Origin of the sequence: Streptomyces sp. NPDC059828 (assembly GCF_042731955.1) — a bacterium.
In the GTDB taxonomy this organism is placed as follows: Bacteria; Actinomycetota; Actinomycetes; order Streptomycetales; family Streptomycetaceae; genus Streptomyces.
Genome location: NZ_JBHWIW010000007.1, coordinates 122,162 through 138,947 on the forward strand (window position 1 = coordinate 122,162; position 16,786 = coordinate 138,947).

At 70.1% G+C, this 16,786-nt stretch carries 15 protein-coding genes; 12 read left to right on the forward strand and 3 right to left on the reverse strand.

The genetic code is table 11. The features are described 5' to 3' along the window. Positions 1-228: 228 nt before the first annotated feature. From ACFV6V_RS06755 to ACFV6V_RS06795, 9 genes are all read left to right on the forward strand, one after another. Entirely contained in the window at positions 229-1,200 is a 972-nt protein-coding gene (locus tag ACFV6V_RS06755; RefSeq protein WP_385560069.1) for an EamA family transporter, read from the forward strand. A gap of 141 nt (positions 1,201-1,341) precedes the next feature. Then, positions 1,342-2,787: an aldehyde dehydrogenase family protein gene (locus ACFV6V_RS06760; protein ID WP_385560072.1), complete on the forward strand. Its 1,446-nt coding sequence runs from the start codon at positions 1,342-1,344 to the stop codon at positions 2,785-2,787. A gap of 287 nt (positions 2,788-3,074) precedes the next feature. Continuing rightward, positions 3,075-5,021 (forward strand): acyl-CoA dehydrogenase family protein, encoded by a 1,947-nt coding sequence (locus tag ACFV6V_RS06765; RefSeq protein WP_385560074.1) that lies wholly within the window; start codon positions 3,075-3,077, stop codon positions 5,019-5,021. A gap of 106 nt (positions 5,022-5,127) precedes the next feature. Next, positions 5,128-6,426, forward strand: a complete 1,299-nt coding sequence (dxr, locus tag ACFV6V_RS06770) for a 1-deoxy-D-xylulose-5-phosphate reductoisomerase (protein ID WP_385560077.1) — start codon at positions 5,128-5,130, stop codon at positions 6,424-6,426. After that, complete coding sequence (locus ACFV6V_RS06775; protein WP_385560079.1) at positions 6,423-7,724, forward strand: M50 family metallopeptidase; 1,302 nt, start codon at positions 6,423-6,425, stop codon at positions 7,722-7,724. The genes dxr and ACFV6V_RS06775 overlap by 4 nt, the downstream gene beginning before the upstream one ends. 202 nt (positions 7,725-7,926) lie before the next feature. After that, positions 7,927-9,081, forward strand: coding sequence for a flavodoxin-dependent (E)-4-hydroxy-3-methylbut-2-enyl-diphosphate synthase (gene ispG / locus ACFV6V_RS06780; protein WP_385560082.1), 1,155 nt, complete (start codon positions 7,927-7,929; stop codon positions 9,079-9,081). A 222-nt stretch (positions 9,082-9,303) separates the two neighbouring features. Next, positions 9,304-10,152, forward strand: a complete 849-nt coding sequence (locus tag ACFV6V_RS06785; RefSeq protein WP_385560085.1) for a GNAT family N-acetyltransferase — start codon at positions 9,304-9,306, stop codon at positions 10,150-10,152. Between the two features lie 39 nt (positions 10,153-10,191). Further along, positions 10,192-10,734, forward strand: a complete 543-nt coding sequence (locus tag ACFV6V_RS06790) for a GNAT family N-acetyltransferase (RefSeq protein ID WP_385560088.1) — start codon at positions 10,192-10,194, stop codon at positions 10,732-10,734. Between the two features lie 89 nt (positions 10,735-10,823). Further along, a complete protein-coding gene (locus ACFV6V_RS06795) occupies positions 10,824-12,521 on the forward strand; it encodes a proline--tRNA ligase (protein WP_385560091.1) in 1,698 nt (565 codons plus the stop codon). Positions 12,522-12,813: 292 nt separating this feature from the next. On the opposite strand, the gene ACFV6V_RS06800 is transcribed toward ACFV6V_RS06795, so the two are convergent. Genes ACFV6V_RS06800 through ACFV6V_RS06810 form a run of 3 tightly spaced genes read right to left on the reverse strand, consistent with a single transcriptional unit; the run spans position 12,814 to position 14,653 of the window. Beyond that, a complete protein-coding gene (locus tag ACFV6V_RS06800; RefSeq protein WP_385560094.1) occupies positions 12,814-13,689 on the reverse strand; it encodes an aminoglycoside phosphotransferase family protein in 876 nt (291 codons plus the stop codon). A 17-nt stretch (positions 13,690-13,706) separates the two neighbouring features. Continuing rightward, positions 13,707-14,132, reverse strand: a complete 426-nt coding sequence (locus ACFV6V_RS06805) for a ferritin-like domain-containing protein (protein ID WP_385560096.1) — start codon at positions 14,130-14,132, stop codon at positions 13,707-13,709. Further along, complete coding sequence (locus ACFV6V_RS06810; protein WP_385560099.1) at positions 14,132-14,653, reverse strand: hypothetical protein; 522 nt, start codon at positions 14,651-14,653, stop codon at positions 14,132-14,134. The genes ACFV6V_RS06805 and ACFV6V_RS06810 overlap by 1 nt, the downstream gene beginning before the upstream one ends. Before the next feature lie 175 nt (positions 14,654-14,828). Here ACFV6V_RS06810 and rimP point away from each other — a divergent pair, with 175 nt between their 5' ends. From rimP to ACFV6V_RS06825, 3 genes are all read left to right on the forward strand, one after another. After that, complete coding sequence (rimP, locus tag ACFV6V_RS06815) at positions 14,829-15,353, forward strand: ribosome maturation factor RimP (RefSeq protein ID WP_385560102.1); 525 nt, start codon at positions 14,829-14,831, stop codon at positions 15,351-15,353. A 2-nt stretch (positions 15,354-15,355) separates the two neighbouring features. After that, the gene (gene nusA / locus ACFV6V_RS06820; protein WP_361288851.1) at positions 15,356-16,360 is read left to right on the forward strand and encodes a transcription termination factor NusA; all 1,005 of its coding nucleotides are present in this window, start codon (positions 15,356-15,358) and stop codon (positions 16,358-16,360) included. Between the two features lie 125 nt (positions 16,361-16,485). Further along, positions 16,486-16,776 (forward strand): YlxR family protein, encoded by a 291-nt coding sequence (locus ACFV6V_RS06825; RefSeq protein ID WP_385560105.1) that lies wholly within the window; start codon positions 16,486-16,488, stop codon positions 16,774-16,776. Positions 16,777-16,786: the final 10 nt, after the last annotated feature.

Genomic DNA, 16,786 nt, shown 5'->3' on the forward strand with positions numbered 1-16,786 from the left:
GAACGGGGCCGACGCTCTGGACGCCGCCACGGCACGGGCCCGCCCGATCGCCCGCCGCGTACCGTCGGCGCCACGCCCGCACACCGGGCCTGATCCGGGCGTGACTCCATGACGATCCCGCGTCCAAGTAGTCCGACCTGCATTCCGCCCACAGTTCTCCCCCTCATCTGCCCGAAGTCGGGCAGAAAGCTTGGCACTCGAGCGCTCTGATCTTTAAAGTCCTGCCTCGTGACACCACGCGCTCCCGGCAACGAAGCTCCCGCAGGCGATGCCCCCACCGCCATCCCACTCATCGAGGACACGCCCGTGCGCCGCCGGATATCCGGGGCGGTGTGGGGCGCGCTCGCCATCGTCTATGTCGTCTGGGGTTCGACGTACCTCGCCATTCGCGTCGTCGTCGAGACGATGCCGCCCTTCCTGTCCACCGGCGCCCGATTCCTCACCGCGGGACTCGTGCTCGCCGCGGTCATCGCCTGGCGGCAGGGCCCTTCCGCGCTGAAGGCCACCCCGGTCCAGCTCGCCTCCGCCGCGATGGTCGGTCTGCTGCTCCTTCTCGGCGGAAACTCCCTCGTGGTCCTCGCCGAGACCGCCGTGCCCTCCGGGCTCGCCGCCCTCCTCGTCGCCGTCGTCCCCGCGTGGGTCGTGGTGCTGCGCAGGCTCTCCGGCGAGCGGCCCGGCCTCGGCGCGTACGGCGGTGTCGCACTCGGACTCGCCGGGCTCGCGGTGCTCACCCTGCCCGGGCTCAGCGGCGATGTACGTCTGTGGGGCGTCCTCACCGTCGTCGCGGCGACCCTGATGTGGTCGGTCGGCTCGTTCTCCTCGTCCCGCATCCCCATGCCCGCCAACCCCTTCGCCGTGAGCGCCTACGAGATGACGGCGGCGGGTATCGGCTGTCTGCTGGTCGGGCTGGGCCGGGGCGAGCAACATGGGTTCGTCCTCGCCGAGGTGTCCGCCCGTTCCTGGACCGCTCTCGCCTACCTCGTGGTCTTCGGCTCGCTGATCGCGTTCACGGCGTACGCCTGGCTGCTGCAGTCCGCGCCGCTGTCGCTGGTTGCCACCTACGCCTACGTCAACCCCGTCGTCGCCGTATGCCTCGGTGTGCTGGTCCTGGACGAGGAGCTGAGCTGGCCGATCGCCGTCGGCGGCGCGATCGTGGTGGCGGGCGTCGGCCTCATCGTCAGTACGGAACGCCGCCGCTGAGGCCCGTTCCACCACGGCTGACTCGCCAAAGCGGCAGGAGCGCCACGGCGACCACTCCACCCCGGACAAACGCCATCGACGGCGTATCGCCCTACCGTTTGAAGTGAAGAACTCCGCACTACTTCCGAAGGGCCGGGACACATGACTTCCACCCACGCCTTCTGGCTCGCCGGCCGCCAGGCCACCGGTGAGACGACCTTCGACGTCACGTCCCCGTGGGACGGGCGGGTCGTCGGCACGGTCTCCGTGCCGACCGCGGCCCAGGTCGAGGAGGCCGTCGCCGCCGCGCACGCCGTCGTGGACGAGTTCTCGGCGACTCCCGCCCATGTGCGCGCCGCGGCCCTCGACCATGTCTCCAAGCGGCTCGCCGAGCGCGCCGAGGAGATCGCCCAGCTGATCTCCGCCGAGAACGGCAAGCCGGTCAAGTGGGCCCGCGGCGAGGTCGGCCGGGCCGTCTCCGTCTTCCGCTTCGCAGCCGAGGAGGCGCGCCGCTTCAACGGCGGTGAGGCCCAGCGCCTCGACACCGACGCGGGCGGCCAGGGCCGCCTCGCGCTCACCCGCCGCTTCCCGAAGGGCGCCGTCCTCGGTATCGCGCCGTTCAACTTCCCGCTGAACCTCTGCGCCCACAAGATCGCCCCGGCCATCGCCGTCGGCGCCCCGATCATCCTCAAGCCCGCGCCCGCCACCCCGCTCTCCGGTCTGATCATCGGTGAGCTGCTGGCCGAGACCGATCTGCCCGCAGGCTCCTGGTCCGTCCTGCCGGTGCTCAACGAGTCCATGCCCGCGCTGGTCCAGGACGAGCGGCTGCCGGTGATCTCCTTCACCGGCTCGGACAAGGTCGGGTATGCCATCCAGCAGTCCGTGCCCCACAAGCACTGCACTCTGGAGCTCGGTGGCAACGCGGCGGCCGTCGTGCTCGGCGACTGGTCGTCCGAGGAGGACCTGGACTGGGCGGCCGCCCGTATCGGCACCTTCGCCAACTACCAGGGCGGCCAGTCCTGCATCTCCGTACAGCGTGTGATCGCCGACGCCTCGGTCTACGACCGGCTCGTACCGAAGATCATCGCCGCCGTGGAGCAGCAGGGCACCGGTGACCCGTCCGACGACGCCACCGACGTGGGCCCGCTCGTCAGCGAGGACGCGGCCAAGCGGGTCGAGTCGTGGGTCGACGAGGCCGTCTCCGGCGGCGCCAAGCTGCTCACCGGCGGCAAGCGTGACGGAGCGGCCTACGCGCCGACGGTGCTCGCCGACCTGCCCGCCGACGTGACCCTGGCGTGCGAAGAGGTCTTCGGGCCTGTCCTCACCCTGCATCGGGTCGATGACGAGGCAGCGGCCTTCGCCGAGGTCAACAACTCCAAGTTCGGTCTTCAGACCGGTGTGTTCACGCGTGACCTCCAGACCGCCTTCCGCGCCCACCGCGCCCTCGAGGTCGGCGGCGTGATCGTCGGCGACGTCCCGTCCTACCGCGCCGACCAGATGCCGTACGGCGGCGTCAAGCAGTCCGGCGTGGGCCGTGAGGGCCTCAGGTACGCGATGGACGACTACACCTATGAGCGGGTGCTCGTCCTCACCGGACTGGCCCTGTAGACCGCGGACCGGTCCTTAAGGTCAGGCCTTGAAGGACCGGCACACGTCCCCGGTCCCACAGGGCCGGGCCTGAACCGGACGGCCGGAGCCCATGTGCGGGGGCTCCGGCCGTCTTCGTTCGCCCGCCTGTACCCCGCCTCACGCCCGGATGGTCATGATTGCGTCTGATACACCCGGGTGCCCCGCAGGACTGGTGAGGTGCTCCCGGATCGGGTAGATACGGACGAGTAGCACCGTGTGGTAGCTCCGCACGGCCGCCCCCGACGAAGCGGCGAGGTGAGTCCCTCATGTCCGCCCCATCCACACCGAAAACCGCACCCAAGGTCTCCGAACGCGAAGCCCGGCAAGTCGCCGAGGCCGCACGCGAGCAGGGCTGGCGCAAACCCAGCTTCGCCAAGGAACTCTTCCTGGGCCGCTTCCGGCTCGATCTGATCCATCCCCACCCGATGCCCTCGCCCGAGGATGTCCAGCGCGGCGAGCAGTTCCTCGCCAAGTTGCGCGACTTCTGCGAGACGCGGATCGACAGCGCCCTGATCGAGCGTGAGGCGCGGATCCCCGACGAGGTCGTCGCCGGGCTCAAGGAACTCGGCGCACTCGGCATGAAGATCGACCCCAAGTACGGCGGTCTCGGGCTCACCCAGGTGTACTACAACAAAGCCCTCGCCCTGGTCGGCTCCGCCAGCCCCGCCGTCGGTGCGCTGCTCTCCGCGCACCAGTCCATCGGCGTACCGCAGCCGTTGAAACTCTTCGGCACACAGGAGCAGAGGGACGCCTTCCTGCCACGCTGCGCCCGCACGGACATCAGCGCCTTCCTGCTCACCGAGCCGGACGTGGGCTCCGATCCGGCGCGACTGGCGACCACGGCCGTACCCGAAGGCGACGAGTACGTTCTCGACGGCGTCAAGCTCTGGACCACCAACGGCGTGGTCGCCGACCTCCTCGTCGTGATGGCCCGGGTGCCGAAGTCCGAAGGCCACAAGGGCGGTATCACCGCCTTCGTCGTCGAGGCGACCTCTCCCGGCATCACGGTCGAGAACCGCAACGCCTTCATGGGTCTGCGCGGAATCGAGAACGGCGTCACCCGCTTCCACCAGGTCCGGGTGCCGGCCGCGAACCGTATCGGACCCGAGGGCTCTGGGCTCAAGATCGCGCTGACCACGCTCAACACCGGGCGTCTCTCACTGCCCGCGATGTGCGTGGGATCAGGCAAGTGGTGCCTGAAGATCGCCCGCGAATGGTCCTCCGTGCGCGAGCAGTGGGGCAAGCCACTCGCCAAGCACGAGGCCGTCGGCTCGAAGATCTCCTTCATCGCGGCCACCACGTTCGCCCTGGAGGCGATAGTGGACCTGTCGTCCCAGATGGCCGACGAGGACCGCAACGACATCCGGATCGAGGCCGCGCTCGCCAAGTTGTACGGCTCCGAGATGTCCTGGCTGATGGCGGACGAGCTGATCCAGATCCGCGGCGGACGCGGCTTCGAGACGGCGGAGTCCCTCGCCGCGCGCGGCGAAAGGGCGGTGCCTGCCGAGCAGATGCTGCGCGACCTGCGGATCAACCGGATCTTCGAAGGCTCGACCGAGATCATGCATCTGCTGATCGCCCGCGAGGCGGTCGACGCGCACCTCTCGGTGGCCGGGGACATCATCGACCCGGACAAGTCCCTTGGCGACAAGGCGAAGGCAGGCGCCCAGGCGACCGCCTTCTACGCCCGCTGGCTGCCCAAGCTCGTCGCCGGCCCGGGGCAACTCCCGGGTTCTTACGCCGAGTTCAAGCGCGCCGGTCACGCAGATCTGTCCGCCCATCTGCGCTATGTGGAGCGCTCGGCGCGCAAGCTCGCCCGCTCGACGTTCTACGGGATGTCCCGCTGGCAGGGCAGGATGGAGACCAAGCAGGGCTTCCTCGGGCGGGTCGTCGACATCGGAGCCGAGCTCTTCGCCATGAGCGCGGCCTGCGTGCGCGCCGAGAACCTGCGGCTGACCGGCTCGCACGGCCGGGAGGCGTACCAGCTGGCCGACGCGTTCTGCCGGCAGTCCCGGATCCGTGTCGAAGAGCTGTTCGGCAGGCTGTGGACCAACACGGACGACCTCGACCGGAAAATGGTCAACGGAGTGCTGGCCGGCAACTACACCTGGCTGGAGGAAGGGGTCATCGACCCGAGTGGCGACGGGCCGTGGATCGCCGATGCCAGCCCCGGCCCGGCGCGCCGGGAGAACGTCCACCGCCCGATCCGCTGACCGGACGCTCCGCGTGGTACCCGCGCCCGCCTCCCGCAGAGCGGAAGGCGGGCGCGGACCCTTGTGGAGGGCACCCTTGTCCTGGCCCGCGCCCGGTGCGGCCACAATGGGGGGCATGACCGACAGCCCATCCCCCCTCGCCGACCCGCATATCGTCTTCGACCCGGCCGCGGGCCGGCGGGACATCGTCGTACTCGGCTCCACCGGCTCCATCGGCACCCAGGCCATCGACCTGGTCCTGCGCAACCCCGACCGGTTCCGCGTCACGGCCCTCTCGGCAGCCGGCGGCCGGGTCGAGCTGCTGGCCGAGCAGGCACACCGGCTGCGGGTGCGTACGGTCGCTGTCGCACGCGAGGACGCCGTCCCGGCCCTCGAGGAGGTGCTGCGCGAGCGGTACGGGGCGGGCGCGCCGCTCCCCGAGATCGTCGCCGGACCCGGTGCGGCCACGGAGCTGGCCGCATCCGACTGCCACACCGTGCTCAACGGCATCACCGGCTCCATCGGCCTCGCACCCACCCTTGCCGCCCTGGAAGCGGGCCGTACCCTCGCCCTCGCCAACAAGGAGTCGCTGATCGTCGGCGGCCCCCTGGTGAGGGCGCTGGCCAAGCCCGGTCAGATCATCCCCGTGGACTCCGAGCACGCCGCGCTCTTCCAGGCGCTGGCCGCCGGCACCCGTGCCGACGTCAGCAAGCTCGTCGTCACCGCGTCCGGCGGCCCGTTCCGCGGCCGTACCAAGGCCGAGCTGGCGGACGTCACCCCGCAGGACGCCCTCGCGCACCCCACCTGGGCCATGGGCCCGGTGATCACGGTCAACAGCGCGACCCTCGTCAACAAGGGGCTCGAGGTCATCGAGGCACACCTGCTCTACGACATTCCGTTCGACCGCATTGAGGTGGTCGTGCACCCGCAGTCGTATGTCCATTCGATGGTGGAATTCACAGACGGCTCGACCCTGGCCCAAGCCACCCCTCCGGATATGCGCGGACCGATCGCGATCGGTCTCGGCTGGCCGGAGCGGGTGCCCGACGCCGCGCCCGCATTCGACTGGAGCAAGGCCTCCAGCTGGGAGTTCTTCCCGCTGGACACCGAGGCCTTCCCCTCCGTGGGGCTCGCCCGGCATGTCGGGGAACTGGGCGGCACGGCCCCGGCGGTGTTCAATGCCGCGAACGAGGAATGCGTGGACGCGTTTCTCGCGGGACGGCTGCCGTTCAACGGAATCATGGATACGGTCACGGCAGTCGTCAGCGAACACGGGACCCCGGCCGGGGGAACCTCGCTGACGGTGCCGGACGTCCTGGAAGCGGAGACCTGGGCGCGTGCCCGGGCCCGGGAACTGGCTGCGCAGGCCGGACAGACGACTAAGGCAGCGATGACAGCGAAGGCGACAGCGGAGGCTCGCGCATGACGATTCTGTTGACGGTCCTCGGGATAGCGCTGTTCGCGGTCGGGCTGCTCATCTCCATCGCCTGGCACGAGCTCGGCCATCTCTCGACCGCCAAGATGTTCGGCATCCGCGTGCCCCAGTACATGGTCGGCTTCGGCCCCACGATCTGGTCGCGGCACAAGGGCGAGACGGAGTACGGCATCAAGGCCATCCCGGCCGGCGGCTACATCCGCATGATCGGTATGTTCCCGCCGGGCCCGGACGGCCGTATCGAGGCCCGCTCCACCTCGCCCTGGCGCGGAATGATCGAGGACGCCCGCACCGCCGCCTTCGAGGAGCTGAAGCCAGGCGACGAGGACCGGCTCTTCTACACCCGCAAGCCGTGGAAGCGCGTCATCGTGATGTTCGCGGGCCCGTTCATGAACCTGGTGCTCGCCGTGGCGATCTTCCTGGGTGTCTCGATGTCGTTCGGCTTCCAGACCCAGACCACCACGGTCGCCGGGGTCCAGCAGTGCGTCATCCCGCAGAGCGAGGACCGTGACGCCTGCAAGAAGACCGACCCGCAGTCGCCCGGTGCCGCGGCCGGTCTGCTGAAGGGCGACCAGATCACGGCCTTCAACGGCACCCCGGTGAAGGACTGGGCCGACCTGTCCAACCGCATCCGCAACACCATCGGTCCCGCCACCATCACCGTGGACCGCGGCGGTCAGGAGAAGGTCCTCAAGGCCACCCTGCGCGAGAACCTGGTGGCGAAGAAGGACGCCGAGGGCCAGGTCGTGCCGGACGAGTACGTCCGCGCCGGATATCTGGGCTTCGCCGCGAAGACCGAGATCACGCCGCAGACCTTCGGGCAGTCCGTGGACCGGATGGGCGACATGATGGAGAACGGCTTCGAGTCGATCCTCTCGCTCCCCACCAAGGTCCCGGATCTGTGGAACGCGGCCTTCGGTGACGGCGAGCGCAAGGACGACTCGCCGGTCGGAGTGGTCGGCGCGGCCCGCATCAGCGGCGAGGTGCTGAACCTGGACGCACCCACGCCGAACATCATCGCCACGTTCCTGATGCTGCTCGCGGGCTTCAACCTGTCGCTGTTCCTGTTCAACATGCTGCCGCTGCTTCCGCTGGACGGCGGCCATATCGCGGGCGCCCTGTGGGAGTCCGTACGACGGCAGATCGCACGACTCTTCCGACGTCCGGACCCCGGTCCCTTCGATGTCGCGAAACTCATGCCGGTCGCCTATGTGGTGGCAGGGATCTTCATCTGTTTCACCTTGCTCGTGCTGGTCGCCGACATCGTCAACCCGGTGAAGATCTCTTAGCAGAGCCGACCGTTCAGGGCCTGTTCGGAGCGGCTCAGGGCCGTTGGGAGCGGCCGGGCATACCGCATGCCCGGCCGCTCACTCGTGGGAAGCCATGCGCGGCGCGATGTGCCTGGCCCGAGGGCCGTGGCGTAACCTCAAAGGCCGGAGCCCGCTGACACCGACTCGGGACCTCGATCCACACCTTGGGGTTGCACAGCAGATGACCGCGATTTCTCTCGGAATGCCGTCCGTTCCGACCAAGCTCGCCGACCGGAGGGTCAGCCGCAAGATCCAGGTCGGCTCAGTGGCCGTCGGCGGAGACGCTCCCGTCTCCGTGCAGTCGATGACGACCACGCGGACCTCCGACATCGGTGCCACGCTCCAGCAGATCGCCGAGCTCACCGCCTCCGGGTGCCAGATCGTGCGAGTCGCCTGCCCCACCCAGGACGACGCCGACGCACTCGCGACCATCGCCAAGAAGTCGCAGATCCCCGTGATCGCCGACATCCACTTCCAGCCGAAGTACGTCTTCGCGGCCATCGACGCCGGCTGCGCGGCGGTCCGGGTCAACCCGGGCAACATCAAGCAGTTCGACGACAAGGTCAAGGAGATCGCCACGGCGGCCAAGGACGCCGGCACTCCGATCCGTATCGGTGTGAACGCGGGCTCCCTGGACCGCCGGCTGCTCCAGAAGTACGGCAAGGCCACCCCCGAGGCGCTCGTCGAGTCGGCGCTGTGGGAGGCGTCGCTCTTCCAGGAGCACGACTTCCACGACATCAAGATCTCGGTCAAGCACAACGACCCGGTCGTCATGGTCAACGCCTACCGGCAGCTGGCCGCCCAGTGCGACTTCCCGCTGCACCTCGGCGTCACCGAGGCCGGTCCCGCCTTCCAGGGCACCATCAAGTCGGCCGTCGCCTTCGGCGCCCTGCTCAGCGAGGGCATCGGCGACACCATCCGGGTCTCGCTCTCGGCCCCTCCGGCCGAGGAGGTCAAGGTCGGCATCCAGATCCTGGAATCGCTGAACCTGCGCCAGCGCCGGCTCGAGATCGTGTCCTGCCCGTCCTGCGGCCGCGCCCAGGTCGACGTCTACAAGCTCGCCGACGAGGTGTCCGCCGGGCTCGAAGGCATGGAGGTGCCGCTTCGCGTCGCCGTCATGGGCTGTGTCGTCAACGGCCCCGGCGAGGCCCGCGAGGCCGACCTCGGCGTCGCGTCCGGCAACGGCAAGGGCCAGATCTTCGTGAAGGGCGAGGTCATCAAGACCGTGCCCGAGTCGAAGATCGTCGAGACCCTCATCGAAGAGGCCCTGAAGATCGCCGAGCAGATGGAGAAGGACGGCGTCCTCTCGGGCGAGCCCGAGGTCTCGGTGAGCTGACCCACCGACGCACTCTGAGTGGGACCGGGCCCCGAGCAGGGGCCCGGTCCTTTCGTATACGGTCCCGGACCTGCGTGGGGCCTGCTCCCATGGGGTGCCGTACAGCAACTCCAGGTACAGTGCGGAGACCGGCTGACCAGGCCGTTAACCTGTGCCCGAACCGGCACGCGGCGATGCGGGCAGGATGAAACGTTGCCCCGAAGGAGTGTTGGAGCGGCCCTCGTGTTGACGCAGACCACCACCCGGGTGCTCGAACCCGACGATCTCGGCGCCGCGCTCTCCGTACTGGAGAGCGAGCCCGTCCACAACGCCTTCGTCACCTCCCGCGTCCAGGTCGCGGGCCTCGACCCCTGGCGCCTCGGCGGCGAGATGTGGGGCTGGTACGAGGAGGGGCGGCTGCGCTCGCTCTGCTACTCCGGCGCCAACCTCGTGCCCATCTGCGCCACCCCGGAAGCCGTGCGCGCCTTCGCCGAGCGGGCCCGCAGGGCGGGGCGCCGCTGCTCCTCCATCGTCGGCCCCGCCGAGGCCACCGCCCATCTCTGGCAGCTACTCGAACCCAGCTGGGGCCCGGCCCGTGAGGTCCGCTCCCACCAGCCGCTGATGATCACCGAGTCCATGCCGGACGGCATCGCCCCCGACCCGTACGTCCGCCGCATCCGCAAGGACGAGATGGAGGTGATCATGCCGGCCTGCGTGGCCATGTTCACCGAGGAGGTCGGGGTCTCCCCACTCGCGGGGGACGGCGGACTGATCTACCAGGCACGGGTGGCCGAGCTCGTCGGCTCGGGGCGTTCCTTCGCCCGGATCGACAGTGCCGGCAAGGTCGTCTTCAAGGCCGAGATCGGCGCCGCGACCCCCCAGGCCTGCCAGATCCAGGGCGTCTGGGTCGCCCCCGAATACCGCGGCCGCAAGCTCTCCGAGACCGGTATGGCGGCGGTTCTGCGCTTCGCCCTCCAGGACGTCGCCCCGGTCGTCAGCCTGTATGTCAACGACTTCAACACCGCCGCCCGGGCGACCTATCGCCGCGTCGGCTTCCGCGAGGTGGGCGCCTTCATGAGCGTGCTGTTCTGAACTGTTCCGGGCAGATCGCGGACAAGTAGGGTGCCCGGCATGGAACACGATGCCGTCGTCGGCCCCCTCGATCTCGCTGCCCGAGTGGACGACGCGCTCGCCGTGCAGGCCCTTGCCTTCGGGCTCAGCGAGGACGAGATCGCCATCCGCCGCCACATCGTGATGCGGCATCTGCTCTACCCCGGCGCGCGGGCCTTCGGCGCCACCACCCCCGACGGACGGCTGGTCGGCTTCGTCTACGGCATGCCCAACGACCGCACGCACTGGTGGTCCACGGTCGTCGAGCCGTATCTGCGCAGGGGCGGCCACGACCAGTGGCTCGACGACTCGTTCGTGATCACCGAACTCCATGTGCACCCCGCCCACCAGGGGCGGGGTATCGGCCGCACCCTGATCACCACCATCACGGACACCGCCACACAGCCCCGTTCGATCCTCTCCGCGATCGACACCGAGAGCCCGGCGCGCATGCTGTACCGGACCCTGGGCTACCAGGACCTGGCACGCCAGGTGCTCTTCCCCAGCGCGCCCAAGCCGTACGCCGTGATGGGGGCTCCGCTGCCGCTCAAGCGCGGAAGGTGACGTCCCGGGCGGGAACTGATTTCCGCCGTCCGGGACCACCCGGCTAACCTCCTGCACACCACCCTTTCTTGTACGCAGGAGATAAACCCATGGCAGCCCAGGTCCAGCGCATGTCCCGTCTGATGGTCAAGACACTGCGCGACGACCCGGCCGACGCGGAGACCCTCAGCCACAAACTCCTCGTCCGCGCGGGCTACGTCCGCCGCAACGCCGCCGGCATCTGGAGCTGGCTGCCGCTGGGCATGCGTGTGCTGGAGAACGTCGCCCGCGTGGTGCGCGAGGAGATGGACGCGATCGGCGCGCAGGAGGTGCTGCTGCCCGCGCTGCTGCCCAAGGAGCCCTACCAGGCGACCGGACGCTGGGACGAGTACGGCGCCGAGCTCTTCCGCCTCCAGGACCGCAAGGGCGCGGACTATCTGCTCGGTCCCACGCACGAGGAGATCTTCACTCAGCTGGTGAAGGACCAGTGCACCTCGTACAAGGACCTTCCGGTCATCCTGTACCAGATCCAGACGAAGTACCGCGACGAGGCCCGTCCGCGTTCGGGCATCCTGCGCGGCCGTGAGTTCCAGATGAAGGACTCGTACTCCTTCGACACCACCGACGAGGGTCTGGCGGAGTCCTACCGGCTGCACCGCGAGGCCTACATCAAGATCTTCCAGCGCCTCGGTCTGGAGCACCGCATCGTCTCCGCCGTCTCGGGAGCGATGGGCGGCTCGGCGTCCGAGGAGTTCCTGGCCCCGGCGGCCGCGGGCGAGGACACCTTCGTGTACTGCCCCTCCTGCGACTACGCGGCCAACACCGAGGCCGTCACCTTCAAGGCCCCGGTCGTCGAGGCGGCCGAGCACGGACCGGTCGAGGAACTCGACACCCCCGACACCCCGACCATCGAGACCCTCGCCGAGCACCTCGGCGTCCCGGCCTCCGCCACGCTGAAGAACCTCCTGGTCAAGGTGGACGGCGAGATCGTCGCCGTCGGCGTGCCCGGCGACCGCGAGGTCGACCTCGGCAAGCTCGGCGACCACCTCGCCCCGGCCGAGGTCGAGCTGGTCACCGCCGAGGACTTCGAGGGCCGGCCCGACCTGGTGCGCGGCTATGTAGGACCCCAGGGCCTGGACAAGGTCCGCTACATCGCCGACCCGCGCATCGCCTCCGGCACCGCGTGGATCACCGGTGCGAACAAGCCCGACACGCATGCCAGGAACGTCGTCTGCGGCCGGGACTTCGAGGTCGACGACTACCTCGACGTCGTCGTGGTCGAGGACGGCGACCCCTGCCCCTCCTGCGGTACCGGCCTCAAGCTCGACCGCGCGATCGAGATCGGCCACATCTTCCAGCTCGGCCGCAAGTACGCGGACGCCTTCCAGCTCGACGTGCTGGGCCAGAACGGCAAGCCGGTCCGCGTGACCATGGGCTCGTACGGCATCGGCGTGTCCCGCGCGGTCGCGGCCCTGGCCGAGCAGCACGCCGACGAGCAGGGCCTGTGCTGGCCGCGCGAGATCGCCCCGGCGGACGTGCACGTCGTGGCCGCGGGCAAGGCGCTCCAGACCGAGCTGGCACTCGACATCGCCGAGAAGCTGGGCGCGGCAGGCGCGCGGGTCCTCGTGGACGACCGTGCCGGGGTGTCCCCGGGCGTGAAGTTCACCGACGCGGAGCTGATCGGCGTGCCGACGATCCTGGTGGCGGGGCGCAGGTCCGCGGAAGGCGTCGTCGAGCTGAAGGACCGCCGCACGGGCGAGCGCGAGGAGCTCCCGGTGGACGAGGCGATCGCGCGCGTGCTCGGCTAGGCCGTGTTGGAGAACTGGCGAGCCCCGCCCGAAGGGGCGGGGCTCGCGGCGTCCGGTGCGTGCCATCGCAAGGCGGTGGGGGTTCCCCCGCCGGAGGCAGGGGGAGGTCGTCCTCGTACCGCGTACTTGGACGGTTCGACAACGCAGCGAGTGCGCGTGCCAGGCGTCGCGAGCCAGGCGGGAGTTCTCACACACGGCCTTAGGCGCTGCGCGGGCGGTGCGGGGCGGGCCCCCTGGGCATGCCCCGCACCATGAGGGCGGGCAGGCTCGCGAGGCGCCCGGACAGGGCCTGCTAGAGCCACCCCGCGAATTCCAGGGACACCTCCGCCTCGCCTGCCCGGCCCGCCACCAGCGCTCGGGTCCCCGACTCCACCGCGCGGAACAACGTCCAGCCGCGCAGCCGGTCGGGGTCCACGTCCAGGGAGTCCGCGAGCCGGTTGACGCGGCGACGGGCCGCGGAGGGGCCCGAGGAGGAGGCTACGAGGTCCTCCACACGGTCACGGACCAGCCGTGCCAGGTCGTAGGCGGGTTCGCCGACGACCGGCTCGGGGCCGACCGCAAGCCATGGTGACCGGTCACCGCCGAGCACCTTGCTCTGCCGGAAGTTGCCGTGCAGCAGCCGCACTTCGGGGGAGGCGCTCGCGACCAGTTCCTCCCGGGCACCCAGCGCCGCGGCCATCAGCGCGGGCGGCGCCGTGGCGACGCGTTCCGACAGCGCCGCCGCCTGCCGGGCCGTACGCTCCGTCACCGTCTCGAAGGCATGGCCTTCCGGCGGCGCCGTCCACAGCCGACGCACCGTACCCGCCGCTTCCAGCAGGGCCTTGGCCCCGGGGAGCGAGCGCACCGAAAGCTCCGGGTGCAGCCGCTCGAGCACCAGCGCCCCCTCGGACGCCTCCAGCAGCCGAACCGCCCCGAAGCCGTTCCAGTGCTCCAGGGCCGCGCGCTCGTGTGCGTATCCGGCCGAGGGCGGGACCAGCTTCAGCGCGGCCGGTGAGCCGTCCTGGCGCCGCACGAGGGCCACCAGGCTGCTCCGCCCGCCGGGTACCGCCACCCTCTCGATGTCCAGTCGGTGGCGGGAGACCGCCTCCTCGAGGAGCTTCGGCAGCTCTCGCAGCCACTCGCTGTCGCCGAGCGCCCGCACCAGACGCTGGGGCGGTTCGAAACCCATGCGTGCGTTGTTCTCCTTCACTGCCTCGTCGCCCGCTCGGCGAGCCCAGGAAAGGCTACGCCGGTACCGCGCCAGCGGACCGCCCGCACTGCCGCCTCACGCAGCGCGCCCGCCGCTTCCTGGCGCAGCGCTCCCTCCGCCGCCCTGACCAGATCCGAGTAGACGCCCGCGATCCGGTCCTCCAGCACCGCGGCGAGACGTACGGCCGCAGCCGCGTCCGGCACCGGGAACGGCAGCGCGTAGGCGGCGTCCGCCACGACGGGCTTCGCACCCAAGTCCCGTACGGTCCGCTCCATGGCGTCGCGCCGGGCCCGGTGGGCGGAATACGCCTCCGTCGCTTCGGCCTGCCGGTCCTTGCCCACCCGGCCGCCGACGACCCCGTACCCGTACACGGCGGCGTGCTCGGCGGCGAGCGCCGCCTGCACCGCGTCGAGGGTGCTCATCAGCGGGCTCCCTTGGTCAGCAGATAGGCGTGCACCGCTCCGGCCGCGGCGACGGAGGCCAGCAGCCGTGCGTACTCGGGGGAAGCGCCGGCCAGCGCGGCGGTGTGCGCGTCGGCGGTGCTCCGTTCGACGGCGGCCAGCTCCCGCAGCGCGGCGTCCGGATCCGAACCGGCCTGCGACGGTGCCGGTGAGGGGCCTCCACGACCCGTCGTACGGGGCGAAGGCGCCGCTGGGTCGGGTGCCGGTGCCAGCGCTTTCGCATGCAGGGCCACTGCCGCCCGTAGCGGTGCGAGCCGTGCCGCGAGCTCCGGATGGGCGATCAGCGCCGCGTCGTACCGCCCCAGCAGCGCACCGCTGCGTGCCGCGCTGCGCTGCCGCAGGACGGTCTCGGCCGGGACGCCGTCCGGTGCGGTACGAGGCCGTGCCCCAACGGCCGCCGACGTGCAGCCCGTCAGCGCGGCAGCCGTCGCCGCACCCGTGGCCATGAGCGCCTGTCTGCGCGTCGTACCGGTGCGCTCCACGCGTCTCTCCTCGGGGCCCGGGCCCGTACCAGCCGGGCCCTTGATGTGATCACCGCAGGCGAGCGTACCTGCGGGTCAGTCGCGGGTGGACGGCAACACCCCTCGCGACCGGATACCCTTTGTGCTGACACACGACGAAACCCACAACAGCACACGCGGCCGAGGAGTCACCCGGATGAGCACCACCCAGAGCGAGAGGCTGCGCGGACTGCTCGAACCGCTCGTCAGCGCCGCGGATCTGGATCTGGAAGAGATCGAAGTGTCCCGGGCCGGCCGCCGCCGTGTGCTTCGGGTCGTCGTGGATTCCGAGGACGGCGTCGATCTCGACGCCTGCGCCGAGCTGAGTCGTGTGATCTCCGAGCAGCTCGACGAGACCGATGCCATGGGTGACGGCGAGTACCAGCTCGAGGTGACCTCGCCCGGTGCCGAGCGTCCGCTGAGGGAGCACCGCCACTATGTGCGCGCCAAGGGCAGGCTTGCCCGGTTCCAGCTGACCGCCCCGGACGGCAGTCCCGCGGGTGAACTGGTCGCGCGCATCCTCGACGTGGACGACGAGGGCCTCGATCTGGAGGTGCCGGGTGTGAAGGGCCGTAAGCCCACCGCGCGCCGGATCGCCTTCGCCGAGATCGCCAAGGCCCGGGTGGAGATCGAATTCAGCCGCAAGGACAGCAACGGCATTCAGAAAGAGGAGGAGGCGTAGCCGTGGACATCGACGTGAAGCTCCTGAAGGGCTTGGCACAGGAGAAGGAGATCGCGTTCGACCTGCTGGTCGAGGCGATCGAGTCCGCCCTCCTCATCGCCTATCACCGCACCCCGGACAGCCGCCGCCACGCCCGCGTCGTGCTCAACCGTGACAACGGGCATGTGACCGTGTGGGCGAAGGAGGACCCGTCCGAGCTCGACGAGGGCCAGGAGCCCCGCGAGTTCGACGACACCCCGCACGACTTCGGCCGGATCGCCGCCTCGACGGCCCGTCAGGTCATCCAGCAGCGGCTGCGGGACGCGGAGAACGACGTGACCTTCGGCGAGTACGCCCGCCGTGAGGGCGATGTCGTCGCCGGCCAGGTGCAGCAGGGCAAGGACCCCAAGAACGTGCTCGTCCGGCTGGACGACAAGCTGGAGGCCATCCTGCCGGTGCAGGAGCAGGTCCCGGGCGAGGAGTACACCCACGGCCTGCGTCTGCGCACGTACGTCGTGCGGGTGGCCAAGGGCGTGCGCGGTCCGTCCGTCACCCTCTCGAGGACCCACCCCAATCTGGTGAAGAAGCTCTTCGCCCTGGAGGTGCCCGAGATCGCCGACGGTTCGGTCGAGATCGCCGCCATCGCCCGCGAGGCGGGGCACCGCACCAAGATCGCCGTACGGTCCACCCGTAGCGGGCTCAACGCCAAGGGCGCCTGCATCGGTCCGATGGGTGGCCGCGTGCGCAACGTCATGGCCGAGCTGCACGGCGAGAAGATCGATATCGTTGACTGGTCGGACGATCCCGGCGAGATGGTGGCCAACGCACTGTCTCCGGCCCGGGTCTCCAAGGTCGAGATCGTGGACCTCGGCGCCCGCTCCGCACGGGTGACGGTGCCCGATTACCAGCTGTCACTGGCGATCGGCAAGGAGGGCCAGAACGCCCGCCTCGCCGCGCGTCTCACCGGTTGGCGTATCGACATCCGTCCGGATACGGAGCAGCCGTCGCCCGAGCCTGAGCAGAGCTGATCCAAGCGGAATATCTCACGGTGCGTAGTCGTTGACGCACGGTGAAGCGCAGCGAGTTTTGAGCCATCAACTGTTCGACTCTTACCTCAAAGGGGTGAGGTCGGTACGGGGAGGTAGACTTAGACGTGTCTGGCCGGACGCAAGCCCGAGCATGCCCTGAGCGCACCTGTGTGGGGTGCCGGGAGCGAGCGGCCAAGAGCGATCTGCTGCGCATCGTGGCGGTCGAGGGTGCTTGCGTCCCCGATCATCGCGGTACGCTGCCCGGCCGGGGTGCGTATGTGCACCCCGCCTCGGTCTGTCTCGACCTGGCGGTCCGCCGCCGGGCGTTCCCGAGGGCCCTCAAAGCCCAGGGGCCGCTCGAAACCTCGGACGTACGCCAGGCTGTCGAGAGGACAGCGGCACAGGCAGCACCGTAAGAAGAAGTAC

What these genes read in the sequence shown, in the direction of transcription:
- ACFV6V_RS06760 (WP_385560072.1), top strand. Translation starts at nt 1,342, where the DNA reads ATGACTTCCACCCACGCCTTCTGGCTCGCCGGCCGCCAGGCCACCGGT.
- ACFV6V_RS06765 (WP_385560074.1), top strand. Translation starts at nt 3,075, where the DNA reads ATGTCCGCCCCATCCACACCGAAAACCGCACCCAAGGTCTCCGAACGC.
- dxr (WP_385560077.1), top strand. Translation starts at nt 5,128, where the DNA reads ATGGGGGGCATGACCGACAGCCCATCCCCCCTCGCCGACCCGCATATC.
- ACFV6V_RS06775 (WP_385560079.1), top strand. Translation starts at nt 6,423, where the DNA reads ATGACGATTCTGTTGACGGTCCTCGGGATAGCGCTGTTCGCGGTCGGG.
- ispG (WP_385560082.1), top strand. Translation starts at nt 7,927, where the DNA reads ATGACCGCGATTTCTCTCGGAATGCCGTCCGTTCCGACCAAGCTCGCC.
- ACFV6V_RS06790 (WP_385560088.1), top strand. Translation starts at nt 10,192, where the DNA reads ATGGAACACGATGCCGTCGTCGGCCCCCTCGATCTCGCTGCCCGAGTG.
- ACFV6V_RS06795 (WP_385560091.1), top strand. Translation starts at nt 10,824, where the DNA reads ATGGCAGCCCAGGTCCAGCGCATGTCCCGTCTGATGGTCAAGACACTG.
- ACFV6V_RS06800 (WP_385560094.1), bottom strand. Translation starts at nt 13,689, where the DNA reads ATGGGTTTCGAACCGCCCCAGCGTCTGGTGCGGGCGCTCGGCGACAGC.
- ACFV6V_RS06805 (WP_385560096.1), bottom strand. Translation starts at nt 14,132, where the DNA reads ATGAGCACCCTCGACGCGGTGCAGGCGGCGCTCGCCGCCGAGCACGCC.
- rimP (WP_385560102.1), top strand. Translation starts at nt 14,829, where the DNA reads ATGAGCACCACCCAGAGCGAGAGGCTGCGCGGACTGCTCGAACCGCTC.